13 protein-coding genes and 1 riboswitch are annotated in these 16,645 nt (G+C 61.0%); of the genes, 2 read left to right on the top strand and 11 right to left on the bottom strand.

The genetic code is table 11. The features are described 5' to 3' along the window. Positions 1 to 25 precede the first annotated feature (25 nt). From parC to AACY30_RS13760, 7 genes are all read right to left on the bottom strand, one after another. Positions 26 to 2,290, bottom strand: a complete 2,265-nt coding sequence (gene parC / locus AACY30_RS13790; protein ID WP_339415637.1) for a DNA topoisomerase IV subunit A — start codon at positions 2,288 to 2,290, stop codon at positions 26 to 28. Positions 2,291 to 2,363: 73 nt separating this feature from the next. After that, on the bottom strand, positions 2,364 to 3,359 hold the full coding sequence (locus tag AACY30_RS13785) for an esterase-like activity of phytase family protein (protein ID WP_339469305.1): 996 nt from the start codon (positions 3,357 to 3,359) through the stop codon (positions 2,364 to 2,366). Beyond that, entirely contained in the window at positions 3,359 to 5,263 is a 1,905-nt protein-coding gene (parE, locus tag AACY30_RS13780) for a DNA topoisomerase IV subunit B (protein ID WP_339469304.1), read from the bottom strand. The genes AACY30_RS13785 and parE overlap by 1 nt, the downstream gene beginning before the upstream one ends. Before the next feature lie 44 nt (positions 5,264 to 5,307). Next, entirely contained in the window at positions 5,308 to 5,916 is a 609-nt protein-coding gene (locus tag AACY30_RS13775; RefSeq protein WP_339415634.1) for a YqiA/YcfP family alpha/beta fold hydrolase, read from the bottom strand. 204 nt (positions 5,917 to 6,120) lie between these two features. Next, positions 6,121 to 6,936 carry a 3',5'-cyclic-AMP phosphodiesterase gene (gene cpdA / locus AACY30_RS13770; RefSeq protein WP_339540491.1) on the bottom strand — a complete coding sequence of 272 codons (816 nt, stop codon included), beginning with the start codon at positions 6,934 to 6,936 and terminating at the stop codon, positions 6,121 to 6,123. Between the two features lie 97 nt (positions 6,937 to 7,033). Next, a complete protein-coding gene (locus AACY30_RS13765; protein WP_339415632.1) occupies positions 7,034 to 7,483 on the bottom strand; it encodes a DUF1249 domain-containing protein in 450 nt (149 codons plus the stop codon). Further along, positions 7,474 to 8,091 carry an NUDIX domain-containing protein gene (locus AACY30_RS13760; RefSeq protein WP_339540490.1) on the bottom strand — a complete coding sequence of 206 codons (618 nt, stop codon included), beginning with the start codon at positions 8,089 to 8,091 and terminating at the stop codon, positions 7,474 to 7,476. Before AACY30_RS13760 ends, AACY30_RS13765 begins: the two co-directional genes overlap by 10 nt. 248 nt (positions 8,092 to 8,339) lie before the next feature. On the opposite strand from AACY30_RS13760, the gene AACY30_RS13755 reads away from it, so the two are divergent. Next, positions 8,340 to 9,077 (top strand): RsiV family protein, encoded by a 738-nt coding sequence (locus tag AACY30_RS13755; protein ID WP_339469301.1) that lies wholly within the window; start codon positions 8,340 to 8,342, stop codon positions 9,075 to 9,077. Here the strand turns inward: AACY30_RS13755 and cytX are convergent. Further along, a complete protein-coding gene (cytX, locus tag AACY30_RS13750) occupies positions 9,046 to 10,335 on the bottom strand; it encodes a putative hydroxymethylpyrimidine transporter CytX (protein WP_339540489.1) in 1,290 nt (429 codons plus the stop codon). The two genes, AACY30_RS13755 and cytX, sit on opposite strands and share 32 nt — an antisense overlap. Before the next feature lie 146 nt (positions 10,336 to 10,481). Further along, positions 10,482 to 12,386: a phosphomethylpyrimidine synthase ThiC gene (gene thiC / locus AACY30_RS13745; protein ID WP_339415628.1), complete on the bottom strand. Its 1,905-nt coding sequence runs from the start codon at positions 12,384 to 12,386 to the stop codon at positions 10,482 to 10,484. Between the two features lie 149 nt (positions 12,387 to 12,535). Continuing rightward, positions 12,536 to 12,641, bottom strand: a riboswitch (TPP riboswitch). 195 nt (positions 12,642 to 12,836) lie between these two features. Here thiC and AACY30_RS13740 point away from each other — a divergent pair. After that, positions 12,837 to 14,276: a TolC family outer membrane protein gene (locus tag AACY30_RS13740; protein WP_339469298.1), complete on the top strand. Its 1,440-nt coding sequence runs from the start codon at positions 12,837 to 12,839 to the stop codon at positions 14,274 to 14,276. A 118-nt stretch (positions 14,277 to 14,394) separates the two neighbouring features. Here the strand turns inward: AACY30_RS13740 and waaA are convergent, their stop codons facing one another. Together waaA and AACY30_RS13730 are read right to left on the bottom strand one after the other, a co-directional pair. Beyond that, positions 14,395 to 15,672, bottom strand: a complete 1,278-nt coding sequence (waaA, locus tag AACY30_RS13735; RefSeq protein WP_339540488.1) for a lipid IV(A) 3-deoxy-D-manno-octulosonic acid transferase — start codon at positions 15,670 to 15,672, stop codon at positions 14,395 to 14,397. Between the two features lie 23 nt (positions 15,673 to 15,695). Next, a complete protein-coding gene (locus AACY30_RS13730; protein WP_065879892.1) occupies positions 15,696 to 16,586 on the bottom strand; it encodes a LysR family transcriptional regulator in 891 nt (296 codons plus the stop codon). Positions 16,587 to 16,645 lie beyond the last annotated feature (59 nt).

Below are 16,645 nucleotides of genomic sequence, written 5' to 3'. Positions count from 1 at the left end.
CGTAGATCGAGGGCTCTAAACCGCCTTAAACAGGCGTTTCCACCAATAAAGCATCCACTCGCTGGAAGCCACGTGGCAATTTGTTACCACGACGACCGCGCTCGCCCTTGTAATGTTCAAGGTCGTCAGGGCGCAGCGACAGGGTGCGTTTACCGGCTTGCAGCACCAGCGTGGAGCCTTCTGGTATGACAGCAATGTCGGTCACGTACTCTTCGCGGCTGGCAACCCGCTCGCCGGGGATACCAATAATCTTGTTGCCCTTGCCTTTACCCAGTTGCGGCAGGTCGCTGATCTTGAACACCAGCAAGCGCCCTTCGGTAGTGACCGACGCCAGCCAGTTGCTCTCGCGGTCGTCCACCGGCCGCGGGAGGATCACCTTGGCGTTGTTCGGCAGGTTCAGCAGGGCCTTGCCCGCCTTGTTCTTGGCCTGCAGGTCTTCACCCTTGACCACAAAACCGTAACCCGCGTCAGACGCAATCACGTATAGCGCATCGTCGTCCGGCAGCAGCACGCACTCGAAATTCGCCCCAGGCGGCGGTGTAAGGCGCCCAGTCAACGGCTCGCCCTGCCCCCGTGCGGATGGCAAGGTGTGGGCCGGCACCGAATAACTGCGCCCGGTGGAATCGATAAACACCGCAAACTGGTTGGAACGCCCGGCCGCAGCGGTCTTGAACCCGTCGCCAGCCTTGTACGACAAACCAGTGGCGTCGATATCATGCCCCTTGGCAGAGCGAACCCAACCCTTTTCCGACAGAACGACGGTGATTTTCTCGTTCGGCAGCAGCTCGGTCTCTGTCAGAGCCTTCGCTTCGGCGCGTTGCACGATCGGCGAACGGCGGTCGTCGCCATAGGTTTCGGCGTCTTTGATCAGCTCGCTGCGCACCAGTTTCTTCAGCTTGGCTTCACTGCCAAGCAGCGCTTGCAGCTTGGCTTGTTCCTTGAGCAGCGCGTCTTGTTCGTCGCGCAGCTTCATTTCTTCCAGTCGCGCCAACTGGCGCAAGCGGGTGTCGAGGATGTAGTCAGCCTGGATCTCGCTCAGCTCGAAACGCGCGATCAACTCGGCTTTCGGGTGCTCGGCGGTGCGGATGATGTGGATCACTTCATCCAGGTTGAGGTAGGCGATCAGCAAGCCGTCCAACAAGTGCAGGCGGCGCTCGACCTTATCCAGGCGGAATTGCAGGCGGCGGCGCACAGTGTTGACGCGGAATTCCAGCCATTCCACCAGCAGATTGCGCAGGTTTTTCAGCTGCGGCTTGCCATCCAGGCCAATGATGTTGACGTTGACCCGATAGCTCGACTCCAGGTCCGTGCTGGCGAACAGGTGCTGCATCAGCACTTCGTGGTCGACCCGGCTATTGGTCGGGATGATCACGATGCGGCATGGGTTTTCGTGGTCAGACTCGTCACGCAGGTCGGCAACCTGCGGCAGTTTCGACGGTTTCGCCTGCATCAACGCGGCGATCTGCTCCAGCACCTTGGCGCCCGACACCTGGTGCGGCAGCGCGGTGACAATAATGTCGCCGTCTTCAATGTGGTACACGGCGCGCATGCGCACCGAGCCTTTGCCGGTTTCGTACATCTTCAGCAGGTCGGCACGCGGCGTGATGATTTCCGCTTCGGTCGGGTAGTCCGGGCCCTGGATATGCTCGCAGAGCTGTTCGACCGTGGCTTTCGGCTCATCGAGCAAACGCACGCAGGCCGTGGCAACTTCGCGCAGGTTGTGCGGCGGCACATCGGTCGCCATGCCGACCGCAATACCGGTGGTGCCGTTGAGCAGGATATTCGGCAAACGTGCCGGCAACACCAGCGGTTCGTCGAGGGTACCGTCAAAGTTCGGACCCCAGTCTGCAGTGCCCTGGCCCAGCTCGCTGAGCAACACTTGCGAATAACGCGACAGGCGCGCCTCGGTGTAACGCATGGCGGCAAAGGACTTGGGATCATCCGGCGCACCCCAGTTACCCTGGCCGTCCACCAGGGTGTAGCGGTAGCTGAACGGCTGGGCCATCAGCACCATGGCTTCGTAGCACGCCGAATCGCCGTGGGGGTGGAACTTACCGAGCACGTCACCGACGGTACGCGCCGACTTCTTGTGCTTGGAATCGGCATCCAGGCCCAACTCACTCATGGCGTAGATGATGCGCCGTTGGACGGGCTTCAGGCCGTCGCCGATATGCGGCAAGGCACGGTCCATGATCACGTACATGGAGTAGTTGAGGTAGGCATTTTCGGTGAAGTCAGCCAGCGACCGGCGTTCTACGCCATCTAAGCTGTCTGCGAGGATGTCACTCATGCGGGCCTCATCATTGTCGGGTAAGGCGCAGCGGAACTGCCGCTGCGCCGGGTCAATTCAAAAAAACAGCGGTTCATGGCTGGGCGCTCCAACCACCGGCAGGGGCGGCGAAACGATAGACCACGGGGCGCTTTTCACCATCGGCACGCGGGCCGAAATTGTTGTCGATGCCCAGCCAGGCACCTTCTGCGTCCACCACCAGGGCTTCAGCCAGGCCGTAAGGCTGGGGATAACGCCGCTCGGGCGTCAGGGTTTCGTCGGCAAACGACCAGCACCGCTCGACCTTGGCCGTGACCGCATCACGCCGGCAAATCTGGAACGCATTGCGCTCCAGCGTGAACAGCTTGCCGTTGAACAGCGCCAGGTCGGCGAAATCCTTGGACACCGCCTTGGCGTTAGGGAACTGCGCCGGTTGTACTTCCTGGCCGGCCTGGCTCAACAATACACAGGGGCCGTCACAGTCCCACAAGCTTTGCGGACGCTTGATCGAAATCAGGCCGCGTCTTTCACGCTCGGCTGCCAGCCAAACCTGATTGCCCTCGGGATTGATCGCCAACCCCTCGAATAACGCATTAAAGTGCAACAACATGCCGCTGGCTCGCGCTTCACGCACCATGCCCGGCGCGATCTTCAACCACTCAGGCGCGCCCGTCACTGGCACTTGCAGCACCGCCGCATGGGCTTCACTGACAATGTAACGATTACCCACGGCATCGCAGGCAATGCCTTCAAAATCCAGGTCGCCGCCACGAATGAACGAGGCGGCCTTGGTGCGCGAACGCAACCCCCACGGCAACCCGGATTCCGGCACCGGTGGCACGTCGATCTTCACAACCTCGGCTTGCCAGGTCGGTGCGCTGATGTCCAGGCGGTAGATCTGGTCGTCATCGCGGTCGGAAACTGCCCACAGCTCGTGACCGCAGATGGCCAGGCCCGACAGGTTACCGCCGCGCATGCCGTCCACTGGGTGTTCGGAGAGAAGCTTGAGCTCTGCAACGGGCGCGGCGACCACCTTGGTGGCCGCCAGCCCGCTCAACATCAGGATCGCCAGGGCGAAACCTGTGCGCATCAGCCCAGCACCTCGGCCAGGTTGCCTTTGGATTCCAGCCAGGACTTGCGGTCCGGCGCGCGCTTCTTCGCCAGCAGCATGTCCATCATTTCGGACGTGGCGGCATAGTCTTCCAGGGTCAACTGCACCAGGCGCCGAGTGTTCGGGTCCATGGTGGTTTCGCGCAGTTGCGGTGGGTTCATTTCACCCAGGCCTTTGAATCGCGTGACCTGCGGCTTGCCGCGCTTCTTCTCGGCCACCAGGCGGTCGAGGATGCCATCGCGCTCGGCTTCGTCCAGGGCGTAGTAAATCTCCTTGCCCAAGTCGATACGGTACAGCGGCGGCATGGCGACGTAGACGTGGCCGGCATCCACCAACGGGCGGAAGTGCTGGACGAACAGCGCGCACAGCAACGTGGCGATGTGCAAGCCGTCGGAGTCGGCGTCGGCGAGGATGCAGATCTTGCCGTAGCGCAGCTGGCTGATATCGGCCGCGCCCGGGTCGACACCGATGGCCACGGCGATGTTATGCACTTCCTGGCTGGCCAGGACTTCGCTGCCATCGACTTCCCAGGTATTAAGGATCTTGCCGCGCAACGGCAGGATCGCCTGGAACTCCTTGTCCCGCGCTTGCTTGGCGGAACCACCGGCGGAGTCACCTTCCACCAGGAACAGCTCGGAGCGCATCGGGTCCTGCCCCGCGCAATCGGCCAGCTTGCCCGGCAGTGCCGGGCCTGCCGTGACGCGCTTGCGCTCGACCTTTTTACTGGCCTTGAGACGACGGCCGGCGTTGTTGATCGCCAGTTCCGCCAGGGCCAGGCCCAGCTCAGGGTGCTCGTTGAGCCACAGGCTGAATGCATCCTTGACCACACCGGAGACAAACGCTGCCGCCTCACGGGATGACAGACGCTCTTTGGTCTGGCCGGAGAATTGCGGCTCCTGCATCTTCATCGACAGTACGAACGCAATGCGCTCCCACACGTCTTCCGGCGCCAGCTTCACGCCGCGTGGCAGCAGGCTGCGGTACTCGCAGAATTCGCGCATGGCATCCAGCAGGCCTTGGCGCAAACCGTTGACGTGGGTACCGCCCTGGGCCGTCGGGATCAGGTTGACGTAGCTTTCCTGCACGCTGTCGCCACCTTCCGGCAGCCACAGCAGCGCCCAGTCGACGGCTTCTTTATTACCGGCCAGGCTGCCGCAGAACGGCTCGTTAGGCAGGCGCTCGAAATCGCTGACGGAATCTTCCAAGTAGGAGCGCAGGCCGTCTTCGTAGTGCCACTCGACCTTCTCGCCGGTGCCTTTGTCTTCAAAGGTCACCAGCAGGCCTGGGCACAGAACAGCCTTGGCTTTAAGTACGTGCTTGAGGCGGCTGATGGAGAACTTCGGCGAATCAAAGTATTTCGGGTCCGGCGCGAAGTACACGCTGGTGCCGGTGTTGCGCTTGCCAACGGTGCCGATCACCTGCAGGTCGGTGGCTTTGTAGCCATCGGCGAAGGTCATCTCGTACTCGTTGCCGTCGCGCTTGACCTTGACCCGGACGTGGTTCGACAGGGCGTTGACCACCGAAATACCCACACCGTGCAGGCCACCGGAGAATTGGTAGTTCTTGTTGGAGAACTTGCCGCCAGCATGCAGCTTGGTGAGGATCAGCTCGACGCCCGACACGCCTTCTTCAGGGTGAATGTCCACCGGCATGCCGCGACCATCGTCGGACACTTCCAGGGAGTGGTCAGCGTGGAGAATGACGTGCACCGACTTGGCGTGCCCCGCCAAGGCTTCGTCGACGCTGTTGTCGATAACTTCCTGGGCAAGGTGGTTCGGCCGACTGGTGTCGGTGTACATGCCGGGGCGTTTGCGCACCGGGTCGAGGCCCGAGAGGACTTCGATGGCGTCGGCGTTATAAGAGCTAGCGCTGGGAGTGGCCATGGGGTCTCGTCGTGAGTCGTTCGATTAAAAAATGACCTGCGACTTTACAGTGCTGCAAAGTCGAAGGATTGATACTGATCTGCGCCAATCCCGGCAAAGCTCAGCAGCGCCGGTAATTGCTGGGCGAACCCCTGGTAACCATGGTCGCCACCGGCCTGGATGCGCAAGGCACAGGCCCGGTAATACTGTTGGGCGAGGCGATAGTCCAGGGTTTCGTCCCCGGTCTGCAACCACACCTGATAACGCGCGGCGTCCTGGGGCGCCGGGACTTCCAGCTCCGCCAGCGCCGTCACGTGGTCGTGGGTCAGTTCCCAGGTTTCGTCGGTGTAGAGGTTCTTTTGGGTGCCCAAATAACCGTCGAACATCCGATGGGGGCTGACCGCAGGGTTCACCAGCAGCGCCTTGAGGCCATGGCGTTCGGCAAGATGGGTTGCATAGTAGCCGCCGAGTGAGCTGCCGACCAGCAGTGGCCGCCCCAGTTCAGCGATAGCGGTTTCCAACTGGGGAATCGCCTGACGGGGATGGTGATGCAGCGCCGGAACCCGCAACTGGCCGGAAAGGCCGATGGCCTCCATCACGGTGATCAACTGGCTGGCCTTGTTGGACGCCGGCGCGCTGTTGAAGCCGTGGATATACAGGATCGAAGCGGACATGCCGGGCTCTCCGTGACGTGGCCAAAGAGGCGCAGTTTACAGGGATCGGGGTGGTGTGTGAGTCCCCTATCGTCCAGCCGCTGCAGAACCAATGTGGGAGCGGGCTTGCTCGCGAAGGCGCTGGGTCAGCAAATACAGATGTCGACTGTTACACCGCATTCGCGAGCAAGCCAGCTCCCACATTTTGATCAGCGTTTACCGCTTTTAATAGCCGTTGCTGCCGTAATCCACGGTAAATGCAAAATCCTCGACCCGCTCCACCCCCGTTTCCAACCGTCCGTCGGCATGCAAGCGCAACCAGCGATACCCCGGCGCCTGCTCGCTGACCTTGAAATCCTCGCTGCCCGGCGCGAACTGGATGCAAGTGGACGGCGACGCCAACAGCCGCACGCCGTTGCGATCGCGGTCGATCTCCTGGTGCACATGGCCCCAGAGCACCGCCCGTACCTGTGGAAAACGGTCGAGCACGGCAAATAAAGCATCGGGATTGCGCAGGCCAATGGGCTCCATCCAGGCGCAACCGATAGGCACCGGATGATGGTGAAAGCACACCAGATGATGCCGATTCGGCGCTTCGCTCAGGGCCTGGGCGAGCAATTGCAGTTGCTGGTCTTGCAGATAGCCCGGTACCGAACCGGGTACCGCCGAATCCAGCAAGGTAACGCGCCAGTTACCGATATCGACCACCGGCTCCAGCAAGTCGCTGTGCATGGCGGCGTCGGCCATGATCTGCGGTTCGTCGTGATTACCGGGAATCCAGCGGGCCGGGGCACCGATGGGCGCGGTCATGTCGCGAAATTGCTGGTACGACTGCAATGTGCCGTCCTGGGATAAATCCCCCGTGGCCAACACCAAATCAATCCGGGGCTGCTGCGTTTGCACCAGCTCGATCACCCGTTGCAGGCTTTCACGGGTATTCATGCCCAGCAGCGTGCCATCGGCCTCGGCAAACAAATGGCTGTCGGACAGTTGCACCAGCAAGGCTGGCGCATCAGGACTCACAGTGGATACGCTCGGCAAGGCGCTCTCCCAAGGCAATCACAGGAATGGACGTTTGGCGTGATTATGCTGGGGCAGGACACAAAGAGGAAACCCATGAAGCGGACGCAGTTCACATCTACCGCACAGCTTCGAACTCATGGCCCAGGGCCAGGCAGTGGCTCAACCATTCACCGAGGAACACATTGAGCTGTGCTTTCTCATCGGGCTGGTGCATGAACACGTTGGGGTAAGGATAGATGCTGCGAAAGCGTCGCGCATGTTCGGCGCTGATCACTTCGGCCATGCGCGCATCATGGTAGACCTGCACTTCCAGCTGCGGCACCGGCAGCCATGGCAGGCTGTGTTCCTGGCGCACGCGCAGGGTGGTGGTGTACGGGCAGTTGACGATGACGTCCAGGGCCAGCACGCCAAGCATCTGGTCGCCATGGGTCACGCCGATGCGCCGAGCCGCAGGGGCGTGGCGCATGTCGGGGAGCAAGCGCATCAGCCGCGCATAGTTGGCCTCGCAGGCGGCTTGCAGCCCGATCAGGTCGACTCGATAACGTTCCCGTGCCTTTACTGCCATAACCCCCTCACTTCCGCGCGATTAAGCGCAAGCCATTGCAGGGCGATGATGCTGGCTGCGTTGGAAATTTTGCCGTCACGCACCGCTTGCAGGGCATCTTCGAAAGCCCATACGGTGACGCGGATATCTTCAGCTTCTTCTTCCAATCCATGGACGCCACCTACACCGGTGCTGTCGCAACGGCCCAGGTACAAGTGCACATATTCAGTACTGCCGCCGGGCGAAGGGAAATATTTGGTGATCGGCCACAACGCAGAGAACGTCAGCCCAGCTTCCTCTTCGGCTTCGCGGTGTGCAACCTCCTCCGGTTGCTCGTCCTTGTCGATCAGGCCGGCGACCATTTCGATCAGCCAGGGGTTGCCGGTACGGCCCATGGCGCCGACGCGAAACTGTTCGTTCAACACCACTTCGTCGCGCTGCGGGTCGTAGGGCAATACGCACACGGCATCATGGCGCACAAAGACCTCGCGATTGATCACTCGGCTCATGCCACCATCAAATTTCTCGTGACGCAGCTGCAGGCGGTCGAGCTGGTAGAAGCCCTTGAAAGCATTGTCGCGCTGAACAATTTCAATCTTGCTCGGCGTCGATTTCGCAATGTCCGTCATATCCTTCCTCGTTAGCCTGTGCAATTCGCGCCATCCTAACGCGCTCACGCCGGTTGGTGCAGCCCCTTTCCAGTTGCCGGGATAGACGGCGAGCGTCAAACTCAGGGGAGCGTTCTCAATTAGTTTCCCCGTCGCGGCGGGGAAACTAATTGAGAACGCCCCCCTGATTAGCTTAGTGGCGAACTGACTGCCTTGCCGGTAGTCGAAGCTCCACAAATTTCGCTCTTATCGTTAGACGAAGGACACCCATGTCGCTTTTAAAAATCGCCTCCGTGGCCTGCATCGCATTGACCCTGGGTGCCTGCCAAAGCCTGTTCCAACCGAGCTTTAGCACACCGCTGGAAGCCACCCGCGACGCTACCGAGCAGAGCAAGCCGGGCTGCGCCAGCACCGATTGCCCGCTGGTGAATATCGACACCGTGCACTTTGCCAAGGAACCCAAGCTGGACGCTTTGATTGAACAGCGCCTGCTGGAAATGACCCAAACCGACCCGCTGCCGACGAGCCTTGCGACGTACAGCGAGCAGTTCCTGCGTACCGCTGCACCGCGCAATAGCATGTATTTGCAGGCCAAGGTACGGGAGCAGCATGACGGTCTGGTGATCATCGAGCTGTCCAGCTACCTGGACCAGGGTGCTACCCACGGCGAACCAGGCCGTGCGTTCATCAACTATTCGCGCCAGCAGCAAAAGGTGCTGACCCTGACCGACATGCTGTTGCCGGGCAAGGAGGACGCGTTCTGGAAAGCGGCCCAGGTGGCCCACAACAGCTGGCTGATCAGCACCCGCCTGAGCCTGGAGCCGGAGTTTGTGAAAACCTACCCCTTCCAGAAGACCCCGAACGTGGCGCTGACCTATGGTGGCGTGATCCTCAAGTACCCGACCACCACGATCGCCCCCTATGCCCTGGGCCATGTCGAGCTGCAGATCCCCTACTCGCGCCTGGACGGCATCCTCAGGCCTGAGCTGGTGCCCGCACGCCGCTGAAGATCCGACTCAGGATCAACTGCAACAGCCCTGCCAGCACCAGTGCCGGCAGGGTCGCGCCGATGTCCGGATACAGATTGGCCAGCAGGTGGTAAGTCGCGATGCCACCCAGCCAAGCCAATAACGCCGGCCAGCGCAGGTTGGCGATTGCGCCCTGGCCACGGCGGCGCAGGATAAAGTGATCCACCAGCACCACGCCAAACAGCGGCGCAAACACCGAGCCGATCAATAGCAGGAAATTCTGGTACTGAGCCAACGGTGCAAAGCAGGCGATCAGGGTGCAGATGACGCCAATGGCCAATGCCAGGTGCTCGACCTTCAAGCGCAACAATATCCCGCTGGAGACTGCCGCCGAGTGAATATCGGCAAAGGCGTTTTCCGACTCATCCAACAGAATCAATAAAAGCGGAATGCCCAGGCCCGCCCCGGCCAAGGCCAGCAATAGCGCATTCACTTCACCGCTCGGCGCAAATGCCAGGGTGTACGCCACGCCCAGGCTCATCAGCCATAAATTACCGATAAAGAATCCAAGCGCAGTGCCGCCGAACACGCTTTTTGCGCGTTTGCCGAAGCGTGAGTAATCGGCGATCAGCGCCAGCCATGAGAGTGGCATGGCGATGGCGATATCGAAGCCCACGGCAAACGGCATCGAGCCGTCTCCAGCCTGGGCCCAGAGTGCAGCGAGGTCGGCTTTGGCGAACAGGTTCCAGGTGAGCCACACGCAGGCGGCAAGCAACAGCCAAATGCCCCATTTGCGCAGGATTTGCCGCACAAAAGTCAGTGGGCCGCTGACGGCCAGCAGGGTCGCCAAGCCGCCGAAAAACAGGGTCCATAACAAAGGACTGGCTAGCAGGCTGCCGTCGCTGAACGCCCGCGCGCCCAACAGGCTGGCAGCGTCGCGCATCACAATGATTTCAAACGAGCCCCAGCCGATCAGTTGCAGCAGGTTGAGCAGCGCCGGTAGGCTGGCGCCTTTGGTGCCGAGGCTGAGCTTGAGGGCGGCCATGGCGGACAGGCCGGTGTCACTGCCGATCACGCCGACGGCGGCCAGCAACAGCACACCGACCAAAGTGCCGAGGAAGATCGCCACCAAAGAGCCCGACAAGCCCAGGCCAGGCGCAAGCAATGCGCCGGTTTGCAGGACCATCAGGCCGATGCCAAGGGAGAACCAGAGGGAGAACAGGTCGCGGGCGCCGAAGACGCGCTTGTCAGCGGGGACTGCGATGTCCGGGGAGTAGGTGCTGGGTTGAATGCTCAAGGGGGTTATCTCTGAGGGACACTTTGTTGTTTGGGAGATCGCTATCGCGGGCAAGTCGAATCGTCGCACCCACACTGGAATGCATTCCAAATGTGGGAGCCGGTCTTGCCCGCGATGGCGGCGGCACAGTCACCGCCGCCTCTGGATCAGACCTTCTTGTACAACTGACTGCCTTCCTGCTTGAACCGCTCCGCCTGCTCCGCCAACCCCTTGGCTACATCGACATCCACCGCTTCAATGCGCTGGTTGGCCGCGTACTCACGCACTTCCTGAGTGATTTTCATCGAGCAGAACTTCGGCCCGCACATCGAGCAGAAATGCGCGACCTTGGCCGAGTCCTTCGGCAGCGTTTCATCGTGATACGAACGCGCGGTGTCCGGGTCCAGGCCGAGGTTGAACTGGTCTTCCCAGCGGAACTCGAAGCGCGCCTTGCTCAAGGCGTTATCGCGGATCTGCGCACCTGGATGGCCTTTGGCGAGGTCAGCCGCGTGCGCAGCGATCTTGTAGGTGATGATCCCGGTCTTCACGTCATCCTTGTTTGGCAACCCCAGGTGCTCCTTGGGCGTGACATAGCAGAGCATCGCGCAACCGAACCAACCGATCATCGCCGCACCGATGCCGGAGGTGATGTGGTCGTAACCCGGCGCGATGTCAGTGGTCAGCGGGCCAAGGGTGTAGAACGGCGCCTCGTCGCAGCACTCGAGTTGCTTGTCCATGTTTTCCTTGATCAACTGCATCGGCACATGGCCAGGGCCTTCGATCATGGTCTGCACGTCGTGCTTCCAGGCGGTCTTGGTCAGTTCGCCAAGGGTTTCCAGCTCGCCGAATTGCGCGGCGTCGTTGGCGTCGGCAATCGAACCGGGACGCAGGCCATCGCCAAGGGAGAAGCTGACGTCATAGGCCTTCATGATTTCGCAGATTTCGTCGAAATGCGTGTAGGTGAAGTTCTCTTTGTGGTGCGCCAGGCACCACTTGGCCATGATCGAGCCGCCACGGGACACAATGCCGGTGACGCGCTTGGCGGTCAGCGGCACGTAGCGCAGCAACACGCCGGCGTGAATGGTGAAGTAATCGACGCCCTGCTCGGCCTGCTCGATCAGGGTGTCGCGGAACAGCTCCCAGGTCAGGTCTTCGGCGGCGCCGCCGACTTTTTCCAGGGCCTGGTAAATCGGCACGGTACCGATCGGCACCGGCGAGTTGCGGATGATCCACTCGCGGGTTTCGTGGATGTGCTTGCCGGTGGACAGGTCCATCACGGTGTCCGAGCCCCAGCGAATGCCCCAGGTCAGTTTCGCCACTTCTTCTTCGATGGACGAACCCAGGGCGCTGTTGCCGATGTTGCCGTTGATCTTCACCAGGAAGTTACGGCCGATAATCATCGGTTCCAGCTCGGTGTGGTTGATGTTGGCCGGGATAATTGCACGGCCACGGGCGATCTCTTCACGCACGAATTCGGGGGTGATGATCTTCGGCACGCTAGCGCCAAAGCTGTAGCCGGCGTGTTGCTGGTCGAGCAGGCCACTGGCGCGGGCTTCTTCAAGCTTCATGTTTTCGCGGATGGCGACGTATTCCATCTCAGCGGTGATGATGCCTTTGCGCGCGTAGTGCATCTGCGTGACGTTGGCGCCGGCCTTGGCGCGGCGCGGGTTCTTCACGTGGGCGAAGCGCAGCGCGGTCAACTCGGCATCGCTGAGGCGCTGTTGGCCGAAGTGCGAGCTCAGGCCGGGCAGGCGCTCGGTGTCGCCACGCACTTCGATCCACGGCGAACGTACATCGCCCAGGCCTTTGCGCACATCAATGATCACGTTAGGGTCGGTGTAGGGGCCGGAGGTGTCGTAGACGACGACGGGCGCGTTGATTTCACCGCCGAAATCGGTGGGGGTCACGTCCAGGCTGACTTCGCGCATCGGCACGCGGATGTCCGGGCGAGTGCCCTGCACGTAAATTTTTTGCGAGCGGGTAAAAGGTTGCACGGAGCCGGAGTCGACCTTGGCCGATTCACTCAGGTGCACGGTGTTTTTCAGTTTTGTACTTTTTTGTTCTGTGCTCATCACGGGCTCTCCAACTTATCCAGGCGGTGGATTTTTGTCGGAGCGAACCTGTGACGGATGGACGCACTGAAACCAGTGCTGTGCTTGGCGCACGAGGGCTGTTCGATTGTCGAACAACATCCCGGACGAAGCACAAGAGGACTCGCCGGGTGACGAGAAATCTTGTTCCCTACGCAGGCGCTAACCTGATCAGGTTCAACGGGATCCGGTATTTACCGATCTCAGCCTTCCAACAAGGCACCCCGACAAGAACGCAGCCAGTCTAGACCATGCCGTGGGCAAATTGCCAACACCCGAGCATTCAGCGTGATGAATGGCGCAATTACAGGATTGTTGTGCAGTGACAGCGCTACTACACTCGGCAACTGCCTCAAGGCTTGACGCTAGGGATTACTCGTCTTAGCTTTGAGCACCAAATTATAATCGTAATATTCAATCTAGGGATTGCCCATGCTGCGCAAACTTTCACTGGCGCTCGCCGTGTCTTGTGCAACCAACGGAATGGTCTGGGCAGCTGAAGCGCCCCTGTCGACCAAAACCGACTTGGTCAGCGTCTACCAAGAAGCTGTAGACAACAACGCCGACTTGGCCGCCGCCCGTGCTCAATATGGCGCACAAAAGGAAGTGGTGCCCCAGGCCCGCGCCGGGCTGCTGCCTAACCTGTCGGCTGGCGCCGATTCCAATAATGTGCGCAATGAATTTGATCAACCCGCCGCCAAGATCGACCGTGACGCTCATTCCTGGCGCGCGACCTTGAGCCAACCGATATTCCGTGCCGACCGCTGGTTTCAATTGCAAGCCGCTGAAGCCGTCAACGAACAGGCCGCGCTGCAACTCTCAGCCACCGAACAGAACTTGATCCTGCAAAGCGCCGAAAGCTACTTCAGTGTGCTGCGAGCCCAGGACAATCTGGCGACGACCAAAGCAGAAGAAGCAGCGTTCAAGCGCCAATTGGACCAATCCAACGAACGTTTCGACGTGGGTCTGTCGGATAAGACTGACGTACTGCAATCCCAGGCCAGCTATGACACGGCGCGCGCCAATCGCATTGTCGCCCAGCGCCAGGTGGATGATGCTTTCGAAGCGTTGATTACCCTGACAAACCGTCAGTACAACTCGATCCAGGGCATTGTCCACACGTTGCCGGTGCTGCCGCCGGCACCGAACGACGCCAAAAGCTGGGTCGAAACGGCAGGTCGCCAGAACCTCAACCTCCTCGCCAGCAACTACGCCGTCACCGCCGCCGAAGAAACCCTCAAGCAACGCAAGGCCGGGCATGCTCCAACCCTTGATGCGGTGGCGCAATACCAAAAGGGTGACAACGATGCCCTCGGCGCCAGCAACCCCAACGCTTTCGGCCCGGACTATCATGGCGACGCCTCGCGCCGGACCATCGGCTTGCAGTTGACTATCCCGATCTACAGCGGCGGCCTGACCAGCTCGCAGGTGCGTGAATCCTACTCGCGCCTGGGCCAGACCGAGCAGCAACGCGAAGGCCTGCGCCGCCAGGTAGTGGAAAACACCCGCAATCTGCACCGTGCGGTAAACACCGATGTGGAACAAGTACAGGCGCGCCGCCAGTCGATCATCTCCAACCAGAGCGCGGTGGAAGCCACGGAAATCGGCTATCAGGTGGGTACGCGCAACATCGTCGACGTGCTGGAATCACAGCGCCAGCTCTACGCCTCGGTGCGCAACTACAACAACAGCCGCTACGACTACATTCTCGACAACCTGCGTTTGAAGCAGGCAGCGGGCACCTTGAACCCAGGGGATCTGCAGGACCTGGCGCGCTACCTCAAGGTTGACTACAACCCGGATAAAGACTTCCTGCCACCAGACCTGGCCAAGGCCGCAGCCGAACAGCTCAAGGCCCGCCCGAATAATTAAGCACACCGCATGACCCATTTGCGAGCTGGCTTGCCTGCGATGCAGACGCCTCGGTACTTCTGGTACACCGAGGCGATGCTATCGCAGCCAAGCCAGCGCCCACATTTGATTGGTGTTGTCAGCGGGCAAGCAGTTTGTCCAAACCATCCAGCAAACGCTTGAGCGCGCCCTGATTGGCCTGCATCACCTTAAGGCCAGCCTGGGCCATCTTGCGTGCATCCTGCGGTAGCTCGAACAGCTGGCGCACGGCTTCGGCCAGTCCTTGGGCATCATCCACCTCTAGCAACGCCCCGGCTTCCCGCATCATCGCGGTGATTTCGAGGAAGTTGAACACGTGCGGCCCCATGATCACGGGTTTGGCCAACGCTGCCGGCTCCAAAGGGTTGTGCCCACCGGTCGCCACCAGGCTGCCGCCAACAAACGCGCTGTCGGCCAACGCATAGAGAAACAGCAGCTCACCCATGGTATCGCCGAGCAACACTGACGTTTGCGCGGTAACCGGTTCGCCGCTGGAACGGCGCACGGTAGCAAAGCCTTGCTGCTCGCACAGTTCAAACATCGGGCCGAAGCGTTCCTGATGGCGCGGCACCAGAATCAGCAACGCGTTGGGATAGCTGTCGAGCAGCTGGCGATGGGCAGCCAGCACCACGTCATCTTCACCTTCGTGGGTGCTGGCGGCGATCCACACCGGACGCTCGCTGGCGCCCCATTGTTCGCGCAACGCAGCAGCTCGCACCGGCAACTGGGGGTCGATGGTCAGGTCGAATTTGATCGAGCCGGTGACGTCGACGGTTTCCGGACGAGCCCCCAGGCTAAGGAAACGCTGGGCTTCGGTTTGCGTCTGCACGGCGAACAGGCTCAGCTCAGACAGCATCGGCGCCGTCAGCTTGGCGAAGCGCCCGTAACCCTTGGCCGAACGCGCCGACAATCGCGCGTTCGCCAACGCCACTGGGATACCGCGCTGGGCGCAAGCGTGGATATGGTTGGGCCACAACTCGGTTTCCATGATCACCGCGAGTTTCGGCTGCACACGATCAAGAAAACGCTTGGCCGCATACGGCAAGTCATACGGCAAGTAGCAGTGCTGAATGCGCGGCTCGTTGGCGAACAGCGCCTGGAGGCGCTCGGAACCGGTGGGCGTCATGCAGGTGACGGTGATTGGCAGCTCTGGATAACGCGCAAGCAACCCCCGAACCATCGGCGCAGCAGCGATGCTTTCGCCCACCGACACCGCATGCACCCAGATCCCGCCCGGTTGCATCACCGGCAAGCCATAGGAAAAGCGCTCGCCGACGCGTTTGGCATAGGCCGGCGCCTTGCGCGCACGCAACCACAGACGTAAAGCCACCAACGGCAGCGCCAGGTAAAACAGACAGCTGTAGAGAGTTCTATTCATGGCGCCGGAGTTTATCGGCTTTTTCAGTCGATCGCCTGCAAGCACTCAGCAAAACGTTTGGCCAGGAAGCGCGCGGCGGGCCCCAAGTGCTCGTCGCGGCGCCACACCAATTCCACCACCAGGGCCGGCGGCGTCCATTCGCTGTCCAATTCGACCATTTGTTGCTGATAAGTCGGGTACTGCACGATATGCCGGGGCAGCCAGGCCCAGCCAAGGCCACTCATCAGCCATTCGGCCAGCACGTAGAAGCTGTCGGCGCGCCACACCAGCGGGCTGGCGGCTTCACTGCCGGGGTAAACGCTGGTCTGGGTCGACATCAGCAGTTGGCGAAATTGCGCAAGGCGCTGGCAATCCACGTACTTTTCCTTGGCCAGCGGGTGATTGACACCGCATACCGTGACCATCTCCACACTGCCGACTACTCGCCGCTCGAGTGCTTCGGGGATCTGGTCGTGATAGAACAACAGGCCCAGGTCCGCCTTGCGCTCCACCAACTTGCGCGCGACATCACCCTGGGCGGCGCTGGACAGTTGCACTTCCAGGAGCGGGTACTGCCCCGCCAGCGCCTCAAGGCTATCGAGGACCGGCTGGAACAACATGGCTTCATCCTGAGCCAGGCGCAAGCAAGCCTCCTCGCCGCGCGTCAATGACAGCGCCCGGCCATTGAGCCGCTCGCATTGGCGCAGCACTTCGCGTGCTTCTTCCAGCAACACGCTGCCGGCTTCAGTCAGCCGCGGTTGGCGGCCACTGCTGCGCTCGAACAGGCTGACGCCCAGGTCCGCCTCCAGCATCGCAATCGCGTTGCTGACTGCCGATTGGGCCTTGCGCTGCTCACGCGCCACCGCCGAAAACGAACGCTGCTCGGCGACGCTGACAAATAGGCGCATCTGCTCCAGATCCCACTGCACGCTCATGGCTCAACCCATCTCTAATTCGGATAGGTAATGACTTTACCCCATCTGATAAAACTCTA

Source organism: Pseudomonas sp. RA_5y_Pfl1_P24 (assembly GCF_963970945.1).
Taxonomy (GTDB): domain Bacteria; phylum Pseudomonadota; class Gammaproteobacteria; order Pseudomonadales; family Pseudomonadaceae; genus Aquipseudomonas; species Aquipseudomonas tritici.
This window is presented reverse-complemented; position numbering and strand designations above follow the sequence as displayed.

Bases quoted from the DNA above. Each gene is read 5' to 3' on its own strand.
- AACY30_RS13740 (WP_339469298.1), top strand. From the start codon at position 12,837: ATGCTGCGCAAACTTTCACTGGCGCTCGCCGTGTCTTGTGCAACCAAC.
- waaA (WP_339540488.1), bottom strand. From the start codon at position 15,672: ATGAATAGAACTCTCTACAGCTGTCTGTTTTACCTGGCGCTGCCGTTG.
- thiC (WP_339415628.1), bottom strand. From the start codon at position 12,386: ATGAGCACAGAACAAAAAAGTACAAAACTGAAAAACACCGTGCACCTG.
- AACY30_RS13760 (WP_339540490.1), bottom strand. From the start codon at position 8,091: ATGACGGACATTGCGAAATCGACGCCGAGCAAGATTGAAATTGTTCAG.
- AACY30_RS13775 (WP_339415634.1), bottom strand. From the start codon at position 5,916: ATGTCCGCTTCGATCCTGTATATCCACGGCTTCAACAGCGCGCCGGCG.
- AACY30_RS13765 (WP_339415632.1), bottom strand. From the start codon at position 7,483: ATGGCAGTAAAGGCACGGGAACGTTATCGAGTCGACCTGATCGGGCTG.
- parE (WP_339469304.1), bottom strand. From the start codon at position 5,263: ATGGCCACTCCCAGCGCTAGCTCTTATAACGCCGACGCCATCGAAGTC.
- AACY30_RS13755 (WP_339469301.1), top strand. From the start codon at position 8,340: ATGTCGCTTTTAAAAATCGCCTCCGTGGCCTGCATCGCATTGACCCTG.
- AACY30_RS13785 (WP_339469305.1), bottom strand. From the start codon at position 3,359: ATGCGCACAGGTTTCGCCCTGGCGATCCTGATGTTGAGCGGGCTGGCG.
- parC (WP_339415637.1), bottom strand. From the start codon at position 2,290: ATGAGTGACATCCTCGCAGACAGCTTAGATGGCGTAGAACGCCGGTCG.
- AACY30_RS13730 (WP_065879892.1), bottom strand. From the start codon at position 16,586: ATGAGCGTGCAGTGGGATCTGGAGCAGATGCGCCTATTTGTCAGCGTC.